At 67.0% G+C, this 17653-nt stretch carries 17 protein-coding genes, 2 tRNA genes and 1 pseudogene; 8 read left to right on the top strand and 12 right to left on the bottom strand.

Going from position 1 to position 17653, the window contains the following annotated elements; translation table 11 throughout:
• Nucleotides 1–52: 52 nt before the first annotated feature.
• Nucleotides 53–2056, top strand: coding sequence for a Stk1 family PASTA domain-containing Ser/Thr kinase (gene pknB / locus BM417_RS18115; RefSeq protein ID WP_093595042.1), 2004 nt, complete (start codon nt 53–55; stop codon nt 2054–2056).
• Between the two features lie 52 nt (nt 2057–2108).
• Here the strand turns inward: pknB and BM417_RS18120 are convergent, their stop codons facing one another.
• Nucleotides 2109–2750 carry an aminodeoxychorismate/anthranilate synthase component II gene (locus BM417_RS18120; protein WP_093595045.1) on the bottom strand — a complete coding sequence of 214 codons (642 nt, stop codon included), beginning with the start codon at nt 2748–2750 and terminating at the stop codon, nt 2109–2111.
• A 77-nt stretch (nt 2751–2827) separates the two neighbouring features.
• Between BM417_RS18120 and BM417_RS18125 the strand changes: the two genes are divergently transcribed.
• From BM417_RS18125 to BM417_RS18135, 3 genes are all read left to right on the top strand, one after another.
• Nucleotides 2828–4171 carry an FAD-dependent oxidoreductase gene (locus tag BM417_RS18125; RefSeq protein ID WP_093595048.1) on the top strand — a complete coding sequence of 448 codons (1344 nt, stop codon included), beginning with the start codon at nt 2828–2830 and terminating at the stop codon, nt 4169–4171.
• A 105-nt stretch (nt 4172–4276) separates the two neighbouring features.
• On the top strand, nt 4277–4702 hold the full coding sequence (locus BM417_RS18130) for a hypothetical protein (protein ID WP_093595051.1): 426 nt from the start codon (nt 4277–4279) through the stop codon (nt 4700–4702).
• Between the two features lie 232 nt (nt 4703–4934).
• On the top strand, nt 4935–5390 hold the full coding sequence (locus tag BM417_RS18135) for a hypothetical protein (RefSeq protein WP_093595054.1): 456 nt from the start codon (nt 4935–4937) through the stop codon (nt 5388–5390).
• Here the strand turns inward: BM417_RS18135 and BM417_RS47820 are convergent.
• Nucleotides 5377–5532 (bottom strand): hypothetical protein, encoded by a 156-nt coding sequence (locus BM417_RS47820; RefSeq protein WP_093595057.1) that lies wholly within the window; start codon nt 5530–5532, stop codon nt 5377–5379. The genes BM417_RS18135 and BM417_RS47820 overlap by 14 nt on opposite strands.
• Nucleotides 5532–6476, bottom strand: a complete 945-nt coding sequence (locus tag BM417_RS18145; RefSeq protein WP_093595060.1) for a class E sortase — start codon at nt 6474–6476, stop codon at nt 5532–5534. Before BM417_RS18145 ends, BM417_RS47820 begins: the two co-directional genes overlap by 1 nt.
• A gap of 458 nt (nt 6477–6934) precedes the next feature.
• Here BM417_RS18145 and crgA point away from each other — a divergent pair, with 458 nt between their 5' ends.
• Both crgA and BM417_RS18155 read left to right on the top strand, forming a co-directional pair.
• A complete protein-coding gene (gene crgA / locus BM417_RS18150; protein WP_093595063.1) occupies nt 6935–7201 on the top strand; it encodes a cell division protein CrgA in 267 nt (88 codons plus the stop codon).
• Between the two features lie 234 nt (nt 7202–7435).
• The gene (locus BM417_RS18155) at nt 7436–7831 is read left to right on the top strand and encodes a PH domain-containing protein (RefSeq protein WP_245821983.1); all 396 of its coding nucleotides are present in this window, start codon (nt 7436–7438) and stop codon (nt 7829–7831) included.
• Between the two features lie 7 nt (nt 7832–7838).
• Here BM417_RS18155 and BM417_RS18160 read toward each other — a convergent pair whose 3' ends face one another.
• On the bottom strand, nt 7839–8756 hold the full coding sequence (locus tag BM417_RS18160; protein WP_245821984.1) for a rhomboid family intramembrane serine protease: 918 nt from the start codon (nt 8754–8756) through the stop codon (nt 7839–7841).
• Nucleotides 8753–9301, bottom strand: coding sequence for a peptidylprolyl isomerase (locus BM417_RS18165; protein WP_093596175.1), 549 nt, complete (start codon nt 9299–9301; stop codon nt 8753–8755). The genes BM417_RS18160 and BM417_RS18165 overlap by 4 nt, the downstream gene beginning before the upstream one ends.
• A gap of 94 nt (nt 9302–9395) precedes the next feature.
• Between BM417_RS18165 and BM417_RS18170 the strand changes: the two genes are divergently transcribed.
• A complete protein-coding gene (locus tag BM417_RS18170; RefSeq protein ID WP_143138697.1) occupies nt 9396–9962 on the top strand; it encodes a hypothetical protein in 567 nt (188 codons plus the stop codon).
• 10 nt (nt 9963–9972) lie between these two features.
• Here the strand turns inward: BM417_RS18170 and BM417_RS18175 are convergent, their stop codons facing one another.
• Nucleotides 9973–10506: a DUF2020 domain-containing protein gene (locus tag BM417_RS18175; RefSeq protein WP_093595072.1), complete on the bottom strand. Its 534-nt coding sequence runs from the start codon at nt 10504–10506 to the stop codon at nt 9973–9975.
• A 107-nt stretch (nt 10507–10613) separates the two neighbouring features.
• Between BM417_RS18175 and BM417_RS18180 the strand changes: the two genes are divergently transcribed.
• On the top strand, nt 10614–11006 hold the full coding sequence (locus BM417_RS18180; RefSeq protein WP_093595075.1) for a DoxX family protein: 393 nt from the start codon (nt 10614–10616) through the stop codon (nt 11004–11006).
• 215 nt (nt 11007–11221) lie between these two features.
• Here the strand turns inward: BM417_RS18180 and BM417_RS18185 are convergent.
• The 6 genes and pseudogenes from BM417_RS18185 to gyrB form a co-directional block, all read right to left on the bottom strand.
• Nucleotides 11222–11294, bottom strand: a tRNA-Ala gene (locus BM417_RS18185).
• A 40-nt stretch (nt 11295–11334) separates the two neighbouring features.
• Nucleotides 11335–11454: pseudogene (locus BM417_RS48675) on the bottom strand (DLW-39 family protein); the annotation flags it as partial.
• Nucleotides 11455–11651: 197 nt separating this feature from the next.
• Nucleotides 11652–11725: transfer RNA gene (locus BM417_RS18190), tRNA-Ile, on the bottom strand.
• A 76-nt stretch (nt 11726–11801) separates the two neighbouring features.
• A complete protein-coding gene (locus BM417_RS18195) occupies nt 11802–12416 on the bottom strand; it encodes a DUF3566 domain-containing protein (protein WP_093596178.1) in 615 nt (204 codons plus the stop codon).
• Between the two features lie 460 nt (nt 12417–12876).
• Complete coding sequence (gene gyrA / locus BM417_RS18200; RefSeq protein ID WP_093595078.1) at nt 12877–15420, bottom strand: DNA gyrase subunit A; 2544 nt, start codon at nt 15418–15420, stop codon at nt 12877–12879.
• 55 nt (nt 15421–15475) lie between these two features.
• Nucleotides 15476–17446: a DNA topoisomerase (ATP-hydrolyzing) subunit B gene (gyrB, locus tag BM417_RS18205; protein ID WP_093595081.1), complete on the bottom strand. Its 1971-nt coding sequence runs from the start codon at nt 17444–17446 to the stop codon at nt 15476–15478.
• Nucleotides 17447–17653: the final 207 nt, after the last annotated feature.

Raw genomic sequence — 17653 nt, forward strand, 5'->3', positions numbered from 1 at the left:
ATACCAGAACCGAGTTCGGAACACCGTCGACGAGGAGCGGGACGAAGCACCGATGAGCACTCCGCGACTGCTCTCAAACCGCTACGAACTGGGCGAGACTCTCGGATACGGCGGCATGTCCGAGGTCCACAAGGGGCGGGACGTCCGCCTCGGCAGGGACGTGGCGATCAAGGTGCTGCGAGCCGACCTCGCCCGGGACAGCCAGTTCCAGGAAAGGTTCAAGCGCGAGGCCCAGAACTCGGCTGCTCTGAACCACCCGGCGATCGTCGCGGTGTACGACACCGGTGAGACTCAGACCGAGTACGGCCCGTTGCCGTACATCGTGATGGAGTTCGTCGACGGCCGGACACTGCGCGACATCGTGAAGACGCAGGGCCCGCTGTCGGGCAAGCGCGCGATGGAGGTCATGGCCGACGTCTCGGCCGCGCTCGACTTCAGTCACCGGCACGGCATCGTCCACCGCGACGTGAAGCCGGCGAACGTGATGATCACCAAGTCCGGCGCCGTGAAGGTGATGGACTTCGGCATCGCCCGCGCGCTGCACGACGGTCAGGCCGCGGTCACCCAGACCGCCGCGGTGATCGGCACGGCCCAGTACCTGTCGCCGGAGCAGGCGCGCGGCGAGTCCGTCGACGGCCGTTCCGACGTCTACGCCGCCGGCTGCGTGCTGTTCGAGCTGCTGACCGGCGAGCCCCCGTTCACCGGTGACTCGCCCGTCGCGGTCGCGTACCAGCACGTGCGGGAAGACCCGAAGGCGCCGTCGCAGCTGAACCCGAAGGTGTCGCCGCAGCTCGACGCCATCGTGCTGAAGGCGATGTCGAAGGGTCCGGCGAACCGCTACCAGTCGGCCGCGGAGATGCGCGCCGACCTGGTGCGCGTGCTGTCGGGTCAGCGCCCGTCCGCGCCGGCCGTGATGACGGCCGAGGACCGCACCGCCGTGATGAACGAGCAGGCGGCGTCGCGTTCGGCGCGCACGCAGGTCGTGTCCGGCGGCAGGCACCGCCCGGCGGCGTTGAAGTCGGAGCCGGACGACGACTACGACCCGATCGCCGACGAGGAAGAAGAGCGTCGCGCGAAGCGCAAGAAGGCCATCATGGTCACGTTGGTGGTGATCCTGTGCGTGGCGGTGCTCGGTCTCGCCGCGTGGATCACCGCGAACATCATGAACTCCGGCAGCGAGGCGTCGGAGAAGGTCCCGGTTCCGTCGATCGTGGGCCTGAGCCCGGTCGAGGCCACGGAGAAGATCACGAAGGCCGGCCTCGTGCCGGTTCAGGAGACCGTGGCCTGCGAGCCCGGTGCGAACGGTGCCGCGGCGAAGTGCACGGCCGACCAGATCAACAAGGTGATCAGCACGAACCCGCCCGAGGGCACCCAGGTGACGAAGGGCGGTCAGGTCACCGTCTCCGTCGGCGCGCCTCCCGGTGAGGGCGTCGTCCCCGACCTGAAGGGCAAGACCCCGCAGGAGGCCCAGGCGATTCTGGACAAGGATCCCAACGGCTTCAAGCTTCAGCAGAGCGACCAGACCACCGAGGTCGACGACACGGCCAAGGTCGGCAAGGTCGCCGGGCAGAACCCCGACGTCGGCGTGAAGCTGAAGAAGGGTGGCACGATCACCATCCAGCTCGGCAGGGCGCCGGAGAAGCAGAACGTGCCGAGCGTCGTCGGTGACGACCAGGTCGACGCGCGCCAGACGCTGGAGGGTTCGGGCTTCAAGGTCTCCATCGAGCCGGTCGACAGCGCCAAGCCCGAGGGTCAGGTCATCTCGCAGAACCCGGCGCCGAACAGCAAGGCCGCCAAGGACACGACGGTGACGCTGAAGGTCTCGAAGGGCAACCAGATCGAGATGCCCGACCTGACCGGCCTGACCGAGAACGAGGCCTCGAACAAGCTGAAGTCGCTGGGCTGGAACGGAAACCTCAACGTCCAGGAACAGCAGGTCGGTACCCCGGATCAGAACAAGAAGATCCAGTCGCAGAACCCGGCGAAGGGTTCGGCGATCACCAAGGGGGCGACGGTGACGATCAACGTCGGCAAGTTCGGGATCATCTCGTCCTAGCGCCAGAGCACTTCCGGGGGCGGCTTCCTTCACGGGAGCCGCCCCTTTTTGCCTACAGGCGAGCGGCCGCGGCGAGCGTGCGCATGCCGTTCTCGAGCTGCGCGACCGTGGCTTCCGGAACCTCGAAGCCGCAGACCTTGAGCCAGTTGGCGAGCATCCGGTGGCCGCCGTCGGTCAGCACCGACTCGGGGTGGAACTGCACGCCCTCGACCGGGAGTTCCTTGTGGCGCATGGCCATCACGATGCCGGTCTCGGTCTTGCCGGTGACCTCGAACTCCGCGGGGATCGTCTCCGGCAGCACCGTCAGCGAGTGGTAGCGGGTCGCGATGAACGGCTGCGGCACGCCGCCGAGAACACCCTTGCCCTCGTGGAAGACGATGCTCGTCTTGCCGTGCAGCAACTCGGGCGCGCGGTCGACCGTGCCACCCCAGACCACGCCGATCGCCTGATGGCCGAGGCACACGCCGAAGACGGGCTTGCCGATGTCGGCGCACTTCTTGATGACGTCGATGCTGGCACCCGCACGCTCGGGCGTACCGGGCCCAGGGCTGACGAGCACACCGTCGACCTTGTCGATCTCGTCGAGGTCCACCTCGTCGTTGCGCCGCACGACGCACTCGGCACCCAGCTGAGCCAGGTACTGGACCAGGTTGTAGACGAAGCTGTCGTAGTTGTCGACCACGAGCACGCGCATGAAGAGAGCCTAGTCGGTCAGGTCGAGTGAGTTAGCTCTCGTCCGCGTTCAGGTTAGGCTATCCTAAAATAGGTGTCATGAGTCGCCCCTTGCGCGTCGCGGTCGTCGGCGCCGGACCGGCCGGCGTGTACGCCGCCGACATCCTGACCAAGTCCGACGTCGACGCGCAGATCGACCTCTTCGAGAAACTGCCCGCGCCCTACGGCCTCGTCCGCTACGGCGTCGCGCCCGACCACCCCCGCATCAAGGGAATCGTGGGCGCACTCCAGAAGGTGCTGGACCGCCCGTCGGTCCGCTTCTTCGGCAACGTCGAGTACGGCGTCGACATCAAGCTCGACGACCTGCGCCAGTTCTACGACGCCGTCATCTTCTCGACCGGCGCCTCTGCCGACCGGGCGATGGACGTCCCGGGCATCGACCTGCCGGGCAGCTACGGCGCCGCGGACTTCGTGTCCTGGTACGACGGCCACCCCGACGTCCCGCGCACGTGGCCGCTGACGGCCACCTCGGTAGCGGTGCTCGGCGTCGGCAACGTAGCCCTCGACGTGGCCCGCGTACTGGCCAAGACCGCCGACGAACTGCTGGTGACCGAAATCCCCGCGAACGTCTACGAGGGCCTTTCGTCATCACCGGTCACCGACGTGCACGTCTTCGGCCGCCGAGGCCCGGCCCAGGCCAAGTTCACCCCGCTGGAACTGCGCGAGCTCGACCACTCGCCGAACGTCGAGGTGATCGTCCACGCAGAGGGCATCGAGTTCGACGAGGCCTCGATGCACGCGATCAGGACCAACAAGCAGGTCGAGATGATCGTGAAGACCCTCCAGGAATGGGCGATCCGCGACGTGGGCACCCGCCCCCGCCGCCTGCACCTGCACTTCCTGGAGGCGCCGGTCGAGGTGCTCGGTTCGTCCTGCGTCACGGGCCTGCGCACCGAAACCCAGGAACTGACCGGCGACGGCAACGTCCGAGGCACCGGCGTCTACACCGACTGGGACGTCCAGGCCGTGTACCGCGCGGTCGGCTACCTCTCGACGCACCTCGCCGACATCCCGTTCGACCACGTCTCAGGCACCATCCCCCACCAGGCCGGCCGCGTGCTGGACCTGGACGAGGTGCCGATGCCCGGCGTCTACACGACCGGCTGGATCAAGCGCGGCCCGATCGGCCTCATCGGCCACACCAAGGGCGACGCCCTGGAGACCATCACCAGCCTCCTCGAAGACGCGGCCGGTTTGCCTCGCGCCTCCTCCCCCGCACCGGCCTCGGTCGTCGAGTTCCTTGAGCAGCGCGGCGTGCCGTTCGTGACCAACGAGGGCTGGAGCCGGCTCGACGCGCACGAGATCGCCCTGGGCGCGGCGCACGGCCGTGAGCGCGTGAAGGTCGTGTCGCGCGAGGAGATGACCTCGATCTCGAACGGCTGAGAGGGCTTGAACGGCTGACCGCCGTTCCCCGATGAAGCCGCCATCGCGTGTGGGCGCGGTGGCGGTTTCACTTATTTCGGTCGCGCCCGCGCGGACACTTGGTCCGTGAACGCCGAGCTCCACCGCCGCTTGCTCTGTCTCAACGCCGATCTAGCCGCCACCAGGTTGTCGCCCGAGGACGCGATCTGGCTCGCGTGCGACCTGCTCGTCGCCGAGGTGAACACGCCTGCCGTGGTCCAGCTGGCCAGCGCGTCCCCCAAGTCCACGTACACGGCCGAAGCGGCGCGGCTGGTCGAGCAACTGCTCGTCGAACTCGGCGTCGAGCCGATGACCCCGCGACAGGCTTCCTGGTGGTTCGCCCGCGACGTCGCCCGACTGATGGCCGCCGGAAAACTCGATCGCGAGGACGGCGAAAACGAGCTGTGGGCGCTCGGCGTGGAACTCGGCAACGCCGACCTCATGCCCGGGAGGCTGTCGCCCGCCGAGATCGTCCGCACCGCCGACGAACGGCTCAGGACGTGGACAGCATGAGCCCGGACCTGCACGACCGGCCGCTTACGACCTGATTGGTCACCGGCCTCGACTCGCCAACGCTGCAGAAAACTCGCCGGTGAGCCTGTGCCCGCTGCCCCCGCGCGCTTCCTCATGCGCAACGACAACGGCGGGGTTTCGGTTCCCGCGACGTCCGCAATCCCTGTGGACAACTCCCCGTGGCAACTCGGGCTCGCGCTATTTCGCTGGCGGCGGTGCGGACACTGGGCGAGTGAGCCCTGACCTGCGCGACCGCCTGCTGCGCCTCAACCTGGACCACGCCGACGGCACGATCGACCCGGAACAGGTCGTGTGGCTCGCGTGCGACCTGTTGATCGCCGGCCTCGACTCCCCCGCGCTGCAGGAGCTCGCCGGCGAGTCACCGGCCCGGCTGACGAAACGGGAGGCCGGCGCGCTGGTCAACCAGGTGCTCGTCGAGCTCGGCGTCACGCTGATGACCGAGGAGGAAGCCGACTGGTACCTCGGCCGCGAAACCGCCCGCAAGATCCTCGCCGGGGCACCTCGCACCGAGTGGAAGAACGCCACCTGGCGCATCACCACGAGGGTGAACGACGAGTACGACGGGGTCTACGCGGCGTTCAACACCTACGAGTACGACCCGGAGCCGTTCCGCGGCTACGTGCGGGAGTACCTGCGGCTCGCCGAGGAGCGGCTCACTCGGTGGTGACGTTGTTGAACGGCAGCTTCGGTTCCGCCCACGGGAACACCACGAACATCAGCAGCGCGACGATGCCTACGACCAGCACGACGGCCTCGATGACTCGCAGGAACAGCGGGCCCGGCAGGTGCCGCCAGATCCAGCCGTACATCAGCCCTCCGTCATCTCGGGCGGCACGAAGCCATCGGCCACCGGGTAGCTCTTGGTCTCGATGGCGTGCACGATCAGGCGCTGCTTGTCGGAGAAGCGCGGGTGGCAGGTCGTGAGCGTGAGCAGGCGGGCCTGCTTGTCGGCCGGGACGGTGGTGCCGACCTGGTGCGGGATCGGGGCGATGACCTCGCCCTGGGTCGGGACGACGATCTCCTGGCCGACGGTCTTGGAGTAGGCGTCGCCCAGCGTCGTGGAGAGCGGTGCGACGCCGGTGCAGGCGGCTTGTTTCGCCTTCGGGTTCGCGGCCCAGCCGGCGACCTCGCTGCTCATCGGCAGCACGCGGTAGACGAACCACTGGGTCTGGGTCTGCACGACGACCGCGTTGCAGGACTCGAGCAGGTCGAGGTCGTTGAACGGCGCGCCCTTGCCGACGCGGTGGCCGGCGATGGAGAAGTTGCCTGCCTCGCCGGGCTGCGCGGTGTCCTTGTAGTGGCCAGGGCCGATTTCGAGGTGCTTGTCCGTGGTGCCCTCGACGACGGAGAACTTCCAGTCGTTGCCGAAGACCGGGATGTACATCTTCGCGAAGGCCTTGCCCTCGATGAGGTTGAGCTTCGACTGGCGGTTCGGGTCGGCGGGCGGCGGCGTGACGACGTCCGAGTTCCATTCGGAGTCGAGCGCGGCGGTCGCGTCCTGCTGCTTCTCCGCGGAGAGCAGGTCGGTCACGTAGACCTCGTAGACGACGAACAGCAGAACGACCAGGCCCATCGTGATGAGTGCCTCGCCGACGCCTCGCACCGTTTTGCGCGCCATGCTGTCCGGCGGCAAGGCGTCCTTTGCCGCGGGTTCGTCGTCGTAGTACTCGTCATCGTCGTAGTCGTCGTAATCGTCCTCGACGCGCGGGATCACCTCGGTGGGCGGATCGACCGGGCGGGGACGCGGCGGCATCGGGCGAGGCGGCATTCCCCGCGGTGGAGTTCCAGGCGGTGGCGTTCCAGGCGGCATTGCGGGAGGCGGACCGGGACGGCCTGGCACCGGAATTCCCCGCACGGGAGTTCCCGGCGGCGGGGTCCAGGCGGGCGGCCCCTGACGGTGCTGCGCCTGGCCGTTCGGAGGCAGGCTTCCGGAGAAAGCGCTGGTGAACTGGGTTGCTTCCGGCGGGGCCAGCGGGCGAGGAGCAGGGGTGGCCCGCGGGTGCTGAAGGTCATCACGACGGGGTGCAGGACGCCGTGGTGGCGGCTGCTGCGGTCCCGAGTTCACCTGAGAACCTCCGCGCGCACTGTGAACTGAAAACAACTGCGTCTACAAGGATGGTTCGCTGACCACCGCCGCTACGTTAACGTGTCTCCTGAGTAGTGCACGTAAACTCGCGTCACTCACGGATATCCACGTCAGGCGAGGACAGCATGCCCAAGTCGAAGGTCCGGAAGAAGGCGGTCTACACCGCACCCACTGACCGCCGCACGCCGGTCAAGGTCAAGGCAGCGGGGCCGTCTCACCCGGTCTACGTCGTTGTCATGCTCGGCTTCATGCTGCTGGGCCTCGCGTGGCTGGTCGTCAACTACCTCGCCGCCGAGAAGATCCCGTTCATGCTCGAGCTGGGCGCGTGGAACTTCGCGATCGGCTTCGCGCTGATGATCATCGGCCTGCTGATGACGATGCGCTGGCGCTAGGCGCCCGCCAAGTCACTGTTCGTAGAGGTCGGCCCGGACGTCACACGTCCGGGCCGACCTTTGTTTGCGCCACGTTCACCTGGTTCATCCGAGCGTCACCGAAGCACACGGCTGTAAGTCATCCCCATTGGGGACAAGTCCTGTGGACAACTTTGCACCAAAATGCACAAGCGACGGTTTTCCCTCATGCGGACCCGTTCAGTTGTCCACATTTCATGCGGGACACTCGACAGTGTGACTCGTACCTGGTCGACACCTGCCCCGTTGGTCGCCGTCGCGTGGGTGGTCGCCATCGCCCTCGCTCTCGCGGCGTTGACCGTCGACGACAACGCGGGCCGTCTCCTCATCGGACTGGCATCGCTGCTGGTCACCTACCTCGCGGCGTTCGCCACGATCGCACGGCCGAGGCTCACCGCGGACGTCGACGGCCTGAGCGTGCGCGGGTTCGCGAGCACGACGCGGCTGCCGTGGCACGAGGTGAAGGTCAAGCTGCAGACCACCCGCCGGCTCGGCAGGGAACAGCAGACATTGGAACTCGACGCCGACGACCGTCTCGTGGTGCTCACGAGAGTGGACCTCGGCGCCGATCCCGAAGAAGTCGCCGGAGTGCTCCACGCACTGCGGCCGTGAATCGGTTCTAGCGGCACGTCCTGGCGTACTCGAGGACGAGTTCGGCCGCAGTGTCGAGTTCGGCGGCACGCAACGCGAACATCCCGCCGAGCAACAACAGCGCCACCGCGACAGCACCGATCTGGTACAGGTTGCGGTTCTTCTGCGGTGCTTTGACCATCGCGAGCGTCAGCAGGCCACCGATGACGAACCCGCCGAGGTGCCCGAGCAGCGAGGCGTTGGTGAAGAGGTTCGACACCAGGTTGATTCCGACGATCACGACGATCGTCGAGATGTCCCGCTTCTGCCGCTTGAACACGATCAGCAAGGCGCCCATCAGGCCGAACACCGCACCGGACGCGCCGGCGAGCTGCTGGCAGACGGTGCCGAAGTAGAACGCCGCCGCACTGCCGCCGAGAAGCGACAGGAAGTACACGGCGCTGTACCGCAGCTTGCCCAGCTCCTGCTCGACGACAGGACCCACCACGAAGAGCGCGGCCATGTTGAGCGCCAGGTGGATCAGGCCGAAGTGCATGAAGCCCGACGTGAGGATGCGCCACCACTCACCGTTGGCGGTGAGCTCCGGGATCATCGACGTCGCCGTGAACAGGCCGGCCCGCTGGTTGTTCATCGGGCTGCCGGACTGGAAGACCGTGACGACGTACGCCAGCACGTTGAGCGCGATCATCACCTGCGTGATGATCGGCCGGCCGTTCGAGACCACCGCGCCCGCGGACGTGCGGGCATGGCGAACCGTGCGGGCGCCTTCGTTCACGCAGTCGACGCACTGCATGCCGACTGAGGCGTCGCGCAGACATTCCGGGCATGCCGGACGGTCGCACCTGGTGCAGCGCAGCCGGGTGGGCCGATCGGAATGACGTGCGCAGACCGGGGTTTCCGGCTGCGCTCCGATCGGCCCGTCCGGTGGCACGGGGGCGTTGCTCACGCGCGTTCGATCGTGATCCGCTCGATCTTGATGTCGTTGACCGGACGGTCGCCCGCGCCGGTCGTGGTGTTGCCGATCGCGTCGACGACGTCGCGCGACTCCTGGTCCGCCACCTCACCGAAGATCGTGTGCTTGAAGTTCAGCCACGTCGTCGGCGCCACGGTCACGAAGAACTGCGAACCGTTGGTGTTGGGCCCGGCGTTCGCCATCGCGAGCAGGTAGGGCTTGTTGAACTGGAGTTCGGGGTGGAACTCGTCGGCGAAGCGGTAGCCGGGGCCACCGCGACCGGTGCCGGTCGGGTCGCCGGTCTGGAGCATGAAGCCCGCGATGACGCGGTGGAACAGGGTGCCGTCGTAGAACGGGCCCGAGTTCGTGCCACTCGCGTTCGCCTCGGTGTAGGTCTTCGTGCCCTCGGCGAGAGTCACGAAGTTCGCCACCGTCTTGGGGGCGTGGTCGGGGAACAGGTTGATGCGGATGTCGCCCTGCGTGGTGTGCAGGGTCGCCGTCACCTTGGTCCCGACGAAGGATTCGTTGCTGTCAGCCACCACCCCATCGTGCCATCCACGGGCGGCGATGTTCAGAAAGGGGCACGATGGGTACCTCTATGACATCACCGGACGACAACGTGTGGAGCACAGGATGGACGAGGTGGACGTCATGACCCGCGCCGGCGAGAACGTTGGCAAGGCTGTCGGCACCAGCCTGAAGGCCGCGCGTCAGGGTGTCGTTCGCGCTGGTCACGCGGCCGAGGCCAAGCTCGCTGACCGCGGCATCACAGCTGACCAGGTTCGCGGCGCACTCGTGGAGCGGGCCGACACGCTCATGGGCAAGGCCGAGGACTGGGAGAAGCAGACTCGTCGCTCTCGCAAGCGCCTCGCCAAGAAGAGCGCGAAGACTCGCGCCGACCTCATCGGCAAGGCCGAGGTCGTGCGCAAGGAAGTGAAGAAGGCGGCCAAGCACGCGCGCAAGGACGCCAAGGTGCGCGCCAAGGAGATCCGCAAGGCCGCGGCTCAGCTCGGTGCCGACGCACCGAAGCGTCGCCGCTGGCCGTGGGTGCTCGGTCTCCTGATCGCGGCCGCCGCGGCCGGCTACGTCGCGCTGACGCGCAGGCCGCAGGAGGTCCACCTGCAGGACGAGGAGCAGGCCCCGCAAGCGGAGCCCGTCCTCAACGGGCAGGTGCCCTCGCAGAAGGAGCCGATCAAGTAGTTCGAACTTCTCAGAGCTTGAGGCCCTTGATCGCCTCTTCGGCGATGCGGCGGGCCTTGATCGACTGCTTTTGATTGCTGCTGACGACCACAGCGGCGTCGCTCTTCGCCACGGCGTAGACGACGCCGCTGTTGTTGTTCACGTACCCTCCGGTCCAGCCGGTGGGCGAGTTCGCGGGCTGTGAACCGTCCGGCGCCGCCTCGTTCACGATGAGCTTGGCGACTTTTTCGTCACCCACGTACACACGCACGGTCAACTGAATCTCAGTTGCGTTCGCGTAAAAAAAACACGCTGGGTGAGGCTCGTCCGTTGACAGTTTCACGCTGGGTACAAGCTGACCGTTCGCCTGAGCGACGAAAGCGGTCGCCAGGTACGGGCAGGTGCCGTTCTTCTCGGGCTGGGGCGCGGGCGGCACCGTCGCAGCCGCGCTGGTCGTGGCGGGAGCCTGCTGGTTCTGGGGCGCGGGCACCGGCTTGCTGGGGACGACATCTGGGCCACATGCGGCGAGCAGGCCGAGCAGGGGCAGCAACAGTGCTCGTTTCATAGGGGCAACAGTCAACCAGATACCTAAAGCGCCTTGAGCGGCACACTCTAAATTGGTCCATACCTTTTGTGCCCTGCCCCTGCCCCGCGCCTTGGAAGGACCCGATCATGGAGTTCCTGGAGCAACGACGAGAGCACGCCCTGGCTCTCTTCCGCATCATCATCGGACTGTTCTTCGTGTTCCACGGGGTGCAGAAACTGTCCAAGGGAGTCGATCTGCTGTCCTGGCCGTCCGGCCCGGTGACCCTCATCGAGCTGATCGGTGGCGGCCTCATCCTCATCGGGTTGTGGACGCGCTGGGCCGCACTGATCAGTTCCGGCGCCATGGCCTACGCCTACTTCGTGGTGCACCAGCCGAAGGCACTGCTGCCGATCGAGAACGGCGGCGAGCTCGCGGCCGTCTACTCGTGGGCGTTCCTGCTGCTGGCGTTCACAGGCGCCGGCGCGTGGAGCATCGACACGCTTCGCAAGTCGCCGAAGAAGTCACTCGCCGCAGCGTGACGTGATGCGCGAAATGCACTGATGCCCCGTTCGCACCGGCGCGAACGGGGCATCAGCGAAAGCGAACGAACACCTAATGGGCCTGCCGACGCCGGAGGCGAGGCGGCCGGGGGTCCGGGGGCTTGCCCCCGGCGTGGGGCCTGGGGGCTCGGCCCCCAGAAAACACTCGGAACGTAAAAGGCTCGCGCTCTTTGCGAGCACGAGCCGTCCATACGTGGAGACGAGGGGAATCGAACCCCTAACCCCCGCCTTGCAAAGGCGGTGCTCTGCCAATTGAGCTACGTCCCCAAGCCTGGGGGCGGCGAACCGCCCGTCAGAGCGAAGATCAGTCGGTGGGAGCGGTGGCCTCGCGCCACAGGTCCGCGTCGGCCTTCGCCGAACGGCTGCGCTTCACGAAGAACAGGACCGCACCGGCGACCACGACGAGTGCGATGATCTTCTTAGCCACTTCGAATCCCTCCCAAGAGCAAAAAGTAAGCGACCCCACCACGTTACAGCAAGGCGGCGACTGCCAGCTGATCAAATGTGATGGGGGTCCGGGGGCTTGCCCCCGGCCGGGGGTCTGAGGGCTTGGCCCCCAGATAAGAAACGATGATTCGGACAACCGTCGGCGCATTCCGCCGACATGAATATCCCCGAATCGAGTGGGCCTAGGAGGACTTGAACCTCCGACCTCTTCATTATCAGTGAAGCGCTCTAACCGCCTGAGCTATAGGCCCTCGATCAACTGTCGCCCCCTTGGGGCAACGAGGAGAACCTTACAGGATCGTCCTTCGCTGCCCCAAATCAGGGGGGTCACTCACGCTCGGAGAGCGTCAACTCCAAGCCACCGGCCAGATCCGCGGACACGTTGTAGACGAACGCGCCCACGGTCGCGAGAGCCGTGAACAGCACGATGTTGACCGCGCCGATGATCGCCGAGACGCCGAACACGCGGCCTGCGCTGATCAGCGGTTCGCCCGGCTCGTTGGCCTGGAGCAGGTCGTTCGCGGTGCTGTTGATCTTGTCCCAGACGCCCATGCCGTGCAGCACGCCGTAGAGCACGCCGACCGCCACGAGCCAGACGAAGAACAACGCGACGCCGAGCACCAGGGCGAGCTTGAGCACCGACCACGGGTCGACGCGCTTCACCTGGAGCGAGGCGCGACGCGGACCACGGCCGGGGCGGCGGGCCGACGGAGTGGACGCGGCGGGGCGGGCGGCGTTGCCCATGTTCACCGACGTGCGGCTGCTGCCCAGGCCCGCCGGCACGGCCGAGCCCGTGACCACGGGCTTCTGCACCTTGATGGTGTCCGGGTCGTTCACCGGGAAGGCCGGCGACGGTTCAGCGGCGGACGGAGCGGGCGGCGCGGACGGAGCCACATACGTCTCCGTCGCGTCGTGCTGGGAAGCCTCCGTGTCGTTCGTCACTCGCTGCCAGGGCGGCGGTGCCGAGACGACGACCGGCTCGTCGGCGACGGGCGCGGCCGGAGCCGCGGGTGCCGCGGTGCTGAGCGAGACCGTCTTCTCCTCGACCGGAGCGGCCGGAGCCGCCGGTGCGGGAGCAGGTGCCGGAGTCGGCGCCGGAGTCGCGGCAGGAGCCGGAGTCGCGGCGGCCGGGGCAGGAGCCGCGGCCGGAGCGGCCGGCTTCTCCTGAGCCGGCGCGGCGGGGGCGGCGGCCTCTGCCGCCTTCTCCGCCGACACCGGCTTGGTCTTGTCCTGCGCGTTTCCACCCGAGGATCCGGAGGCCGCCGGAGCGGTCGAGTCCGCCTTCTCCGCAGATTTCTGGGGAGTCGGTTTGGTGATCACCGCGGTCTTGTCCGCGTCCCGACCTTCGCGGTTCTCGGGTGGAGTCACGAGCTTGTCCTTGACCTCTCGCTAGCGATTCCGACTACTCAGCCGAGTCGGTGGGGGTGGCTGCCTGGTCGGCGGCAGAATCCTCCGCAGCAGACGCTTCACTGATAGTGACGTCGCTGGGCTCATCCGCGTTGCGTGCGACGGCGATCAAAGTGGTGCTCTCGCCGAGGTTCATCAGCCGCACGCCCTTCGTCTGCCGTCCAGCCTTGCGCACCTGCTCGGCTCGGGTCCGGATGACCCCTCCGGTCGAGGTGATGGCGTAGAGCTCGTCGTCGACGTCGACGATGAGCGCGCCCACCAGCCTGCCACGTCGGCGGTCGTGCTGAATGGTCAGCACACCCTTGCCGCCACGGCCCTGGACCGGGTAGTCCTCGATCGGCGTTCGCTTCGAGTACCCACCGTCCGTCGCGACCAAAACGAACAGGCCCTCCTGGACCACGCCGACGGAAAGCAGCTCGTCATCGGCGTTGAACCGCATGCCCTGCACACCTGACGTGGCACGACCCATCGGGCGCAGCACGTCGTCGGTCGCGTGGAAGCGGATCGACTGACCGTCGGCCGAGACCATGAGCAGGTCGTCGTCGGCCGAGCAGAGCACCGCTCCGACCAGCTCGTCGTCCTCGCGCAGGTTGATGCCGATAAGACCACCCGATCGGTTGGAATCGAAGTCGGAGAGCTTCGACTTCTTCACCAGACCCTTGCGAGTGGCGAGCACCAGGTACGGCGACACGAGGTAGTTCGGGATCTGGATGACCTGCGCGATCTCCTCGTCCGGCTGGAACGCGAGGAGGTTCGCGACGTGCTGGCCGCGGGCGTTGCGGTTCGCCTCAGGCAGCTCGTACGCCTTCGTGCGGTACACACGGCCCTTGTTCGTGAAGAACAGGATCCAGTCGTGCGTCGAGCACACGAAGAAGTGCGCGACGATGTCGTCCTGCTTGAGCTGCGCGCCCTGAACGCCCTTGCCGCCGCGCTTCTGCGCCCGGTAGAGGTCGGTCTTGGTGCGCTTCGCGTAGCCGGTGCGCGTGATCGTGACGACCACGTCCTCGACCGCGATCAGGTCCTCCATGGACACGTCGCCGTCGAACGGGATGATCTTCGTGCGGCGGTCGTCGCCGAACTTGTCCACGATCGCCGTGAGCTCGTCGCGCACGATCTTGCGCTGCCGCTCCGGCTTTTCGAGGATGTCCTTCAGGTCCGCGATCTCGACCTCGATCTCGGCCAACTGGTCGATGATCTTCTGGCGCTCCAGGGCCGCGAGGCGGCGGAGCTGCATCTCCAGGATCGCGTTGGCCTGGACCTCGTCGACCTCGAGGAGCTCCATCAGGCCCGAGCGCGCGATGTCCGGCGTCTCGGACCGGCGGATCAACGCGATGACGGCGTCGAGCTGGTCGAGCGCCTTCACCAGGCCGCGCAGGATGTGCGCGCGCTCTTCGGCCTTGCGCAGGCGGAACCTCGTCCGCCGGATGATGACCTCGATCTGGTGCTTCACGTAGTGGCGGATCATCTGGTCGAGCCGGAGCGTCCGCGGCACGCCGTCGACCAGCGACAACATGTTCACACCGAACGAGTACTGAAGCTGGGTGTGCTTGTAGAGGTTGTTGAGAACGACCTTCGCCACCGCGTCGCGCTTGAGCGTGACGACGATGCGCATGCCGATGCGGCGGTTCGACTCGTCGGCGATGTTCGCGATGCCGGTGAGCTTGGCGTCGCGCACCAGCGAGGCGATGTTCTCGACCAGGTTGTCCGGGTTCACCTGGTACGGCAGCTCGGTGACGACCAGGATCGTGCGTCCCTTGGCGTCCTCGTCCATCTCGACGACCGCGCGCATGCGGACCGAGCCGCGGCCGGTGCGGTACGCGTCCTCGATGCCGGAGGTACCGAGGATCTGGCCGTACGTCGGGAAGTCAGGGCCCTTGATCCGGGCGATCATCGCCTCGAGGGTCTCCTCGTCGGAGGCCTCGTGGTTGTCCAGCGCCCACACCACGCCCTCGGCGACCTCGCGGAGGTTGTGCGGCGGGATGTTGGTCGCCATGCCGACCGCGATGCCCGAGCTGCCGTTGATCAGCAGGTTCGGGATGCGCGACGGCAGGACGGTCGGCTCCTGGATGCGACCGTCGTAGTTGTCGCGGAAGTCGACCGTGTCTTCCTCGATGTCGGCCAGCATGTGCATGGCCAACGGGGAGAGCCGGCACTCCGTGTACCTCATGGCGGCGGCCGGGTCGTTGCCCACCGAGCCGAAGTTGCCCTGGCCCTGGATCAACGGGTAGCGCAGCGCCCACGGCTGGGCGAGACGCACCAACGCGTCGTAGATCGCCGAGTCGCCGTGCGGGTGGTAGTTGCCCATCACGTCGCCGACGACGCGAGCGCACTTGTTGAAGCCGCGGTCGGGGCGGAAGCCGGAGTCGAACATCGAGTACAGAACGCGGACGTGCACGGGCTTGAGCCCGTCACGCACGTCCGGCAGCGCACGACCCACGATGACGGACATCGCGTAGTTGATGTACGAGTTCTGCATCTCCTGCTGGATCTCGACCGGCTCGATGCGGTCGTGCTGCGGGGGCAGAGTCGTATCGGTCACTGTTCTCTTTCCTTCTCGCCAGAAACGCCAGGATGCCTAGGGACCAAGACCGGACTCAGATGTCCAGGAACTTGATGCTCTTGGCGTTGCGGGTGATGAACGAACGGCGTGCCTCGACGTCCTCGCCCATGAGCACGCTGAACAGCTCGTCGGCGGTGGCCGCGTCGTCCATGGTGACCTGCCGCAGGATCCGGTTCGCAGGGTCCATGGTGGTCTCCCACAGCTCCTCGGCGTTCATCTCGCCAAGACCCTTGTACCGCTGGATGTTGTCTTCCTTGCCGAGACGCTTGCCGCCGGCGAGACCGTCCTTGATCACGGCGTCGCGCTCGCGGTCGGAGTAGGCGTACTCCGGCTCGGTGCGCTGCCACTTGATCTTGTAGAGCGGCGGCTGCGCGAGGTACACGTGGTTGTGCTCGATGAGCGGCTGCATGAAGCGGAACAGCAGCGTGAGCAGCAGCGTGCGGATGTGCTGGCCGTCGACGTCGGCGTCGGCCATCAGCACGATCTTGTGATAGCGCAGCTTCGTCAGGTCGAACTCGTCGTGGATGCCGGTGCCCAGCGCCGTGATCAGCGACTGGACCTCGGTGTTCTTCAGGACGCGGTCGATGCGCGCCTTCTCGACGTTGATGATCTTGCCGCGGATCGGCAGGATCGCCTGGTACATCGAGTCGCGGCCTTCCTTGGCCGAGCCGCCCGCTGAGTCGCCCTCGACAATGTAGAGCTCGCAACGCTCCGGCTCGGTCGAGCGGCAGTCCTTCAGCTTGCCGGGCAGGCCGCCGATGTCGAGCGCGCCCTTGCGGCGGACCAGCTCGCGGGCCTTGCGGGCGGCGATGCGGGCCTGCGCGGACGACACCGACTTGGTGACGATGGTCTTGGCCTCGTTGGGGTGGCGCTCGAACCAGTCGGCCAGGTGCTCGTTCGTCGACTTCTGCACGAACGACTTGGCCTCGCTGTTGCCCAGCTTGGTCTTCGTCTGGCCCTCGAACTGGGGCTCCTTCAACTTCACCGAGATGATCGCGGCGAGACCCTCGCGGATGTCGTCACCGGTGAGGTTGGTGTCCTTCTCCTTGAGGAGCTTCTTCTCGCGCGCGTACTCGTTGACGACTCGCGTCAGCGCGGCGCGGAAGCCTTCCTCGTGCGTGCCACCCTCGTGCGTGTTGATCGTGTTCGCGAAGGTGTAGACCGAGGCCGTGTAGCCGGTGTTCCACTGCATCGCGACCTCGACCTCGAGGTCCTCGCCCTTCACCTCGAACCCGATCACCTTCTGGTGCACGGCCTCGCGCGTGTGGTTGATGTGGCGGACGAAGTCCTCCAGACCACCGGGGTAGTGGAAGACGCGCTCCTTCACCGCGGCCTTGTGGCCCTCGGCGTCGGCTTCCTCGTCCGCCTCCGAGACCCGCTCGTCGCGCAGGATGATCGTGATCCCCTTGTTGAGGAACGCCATCTCCTGCAGGCGGCGCGCGATCGTCTCGACGTTGTACTCGGTGGTCTCGAAGATGTCCGGGTCGGCCCAGAACGTGATCGTCGTGCCGGTGTCGTCGGTGGCCTCACCCTGGCGCAGCTCGTGCGCGGGCTGGGTGGCCTCGAAGCGCTGGGTCCAGACGTGGCCCTGGCGCTTGATCTCGACGTCGACGGCGGTGGACAGCGCGTTCACCACGGAGATGCCGACGCCGTGCAGGCCGCCGGACACCGCGTAGGAGTCGCTGTCGAACTTGCCGCCCGCATGCAGCGTGGTGAGCACGACCTCGACGGTGGGCTTGCCCTCGACCGGGTGCACGTCGATGGGGATGCCGCGGCCGTCGTCGATCACCCGGACGCCGCCGTTGGCCAGCAGGGTGACGTCGACAGTCGTCGCGTAGCCGGCCATCGCCTCGTCGACGGAGTTGTCCACAACCTCCTGGACCAGGTGGTGCAGACCGCGCTCGCCGGTCGAGCCGATGTACATGCCCGGCCTCTTGCGCACTGCCTCGAGGCCTTCGAGGACAGTGATCGAGGACGCGCCGTACTCATTCTTCTTAGCTGACACGGGCCTGGAGTCTCCTCGCTGATGCGGGCGGAACCCGCACGATGATGGGTGACGCTCCCGTGATTCTACCGGTGCACCCCGACAGAACGGGGTCAAGGACACCTTTGATTCGGTCACAGAGCGCCTCAAGCGGCGCGGGACGGGTCGGGACGGCTGAAACGGGGGTTCAAATCCGCAGGTGAACGCTCATTGAGCCACAGAATCGCC

This window comes from Lentzea waywayandensis (genome assembly GCF_900115955.1).
In the GTDB taxonomy this organism is placed as follows: domain Bacteria; phylum Actinomycetota; class Actinomycetes; order Mycobacteriales; family Pseudonocardiaceae; genus Lentzea; species Lentzea waywayandensis.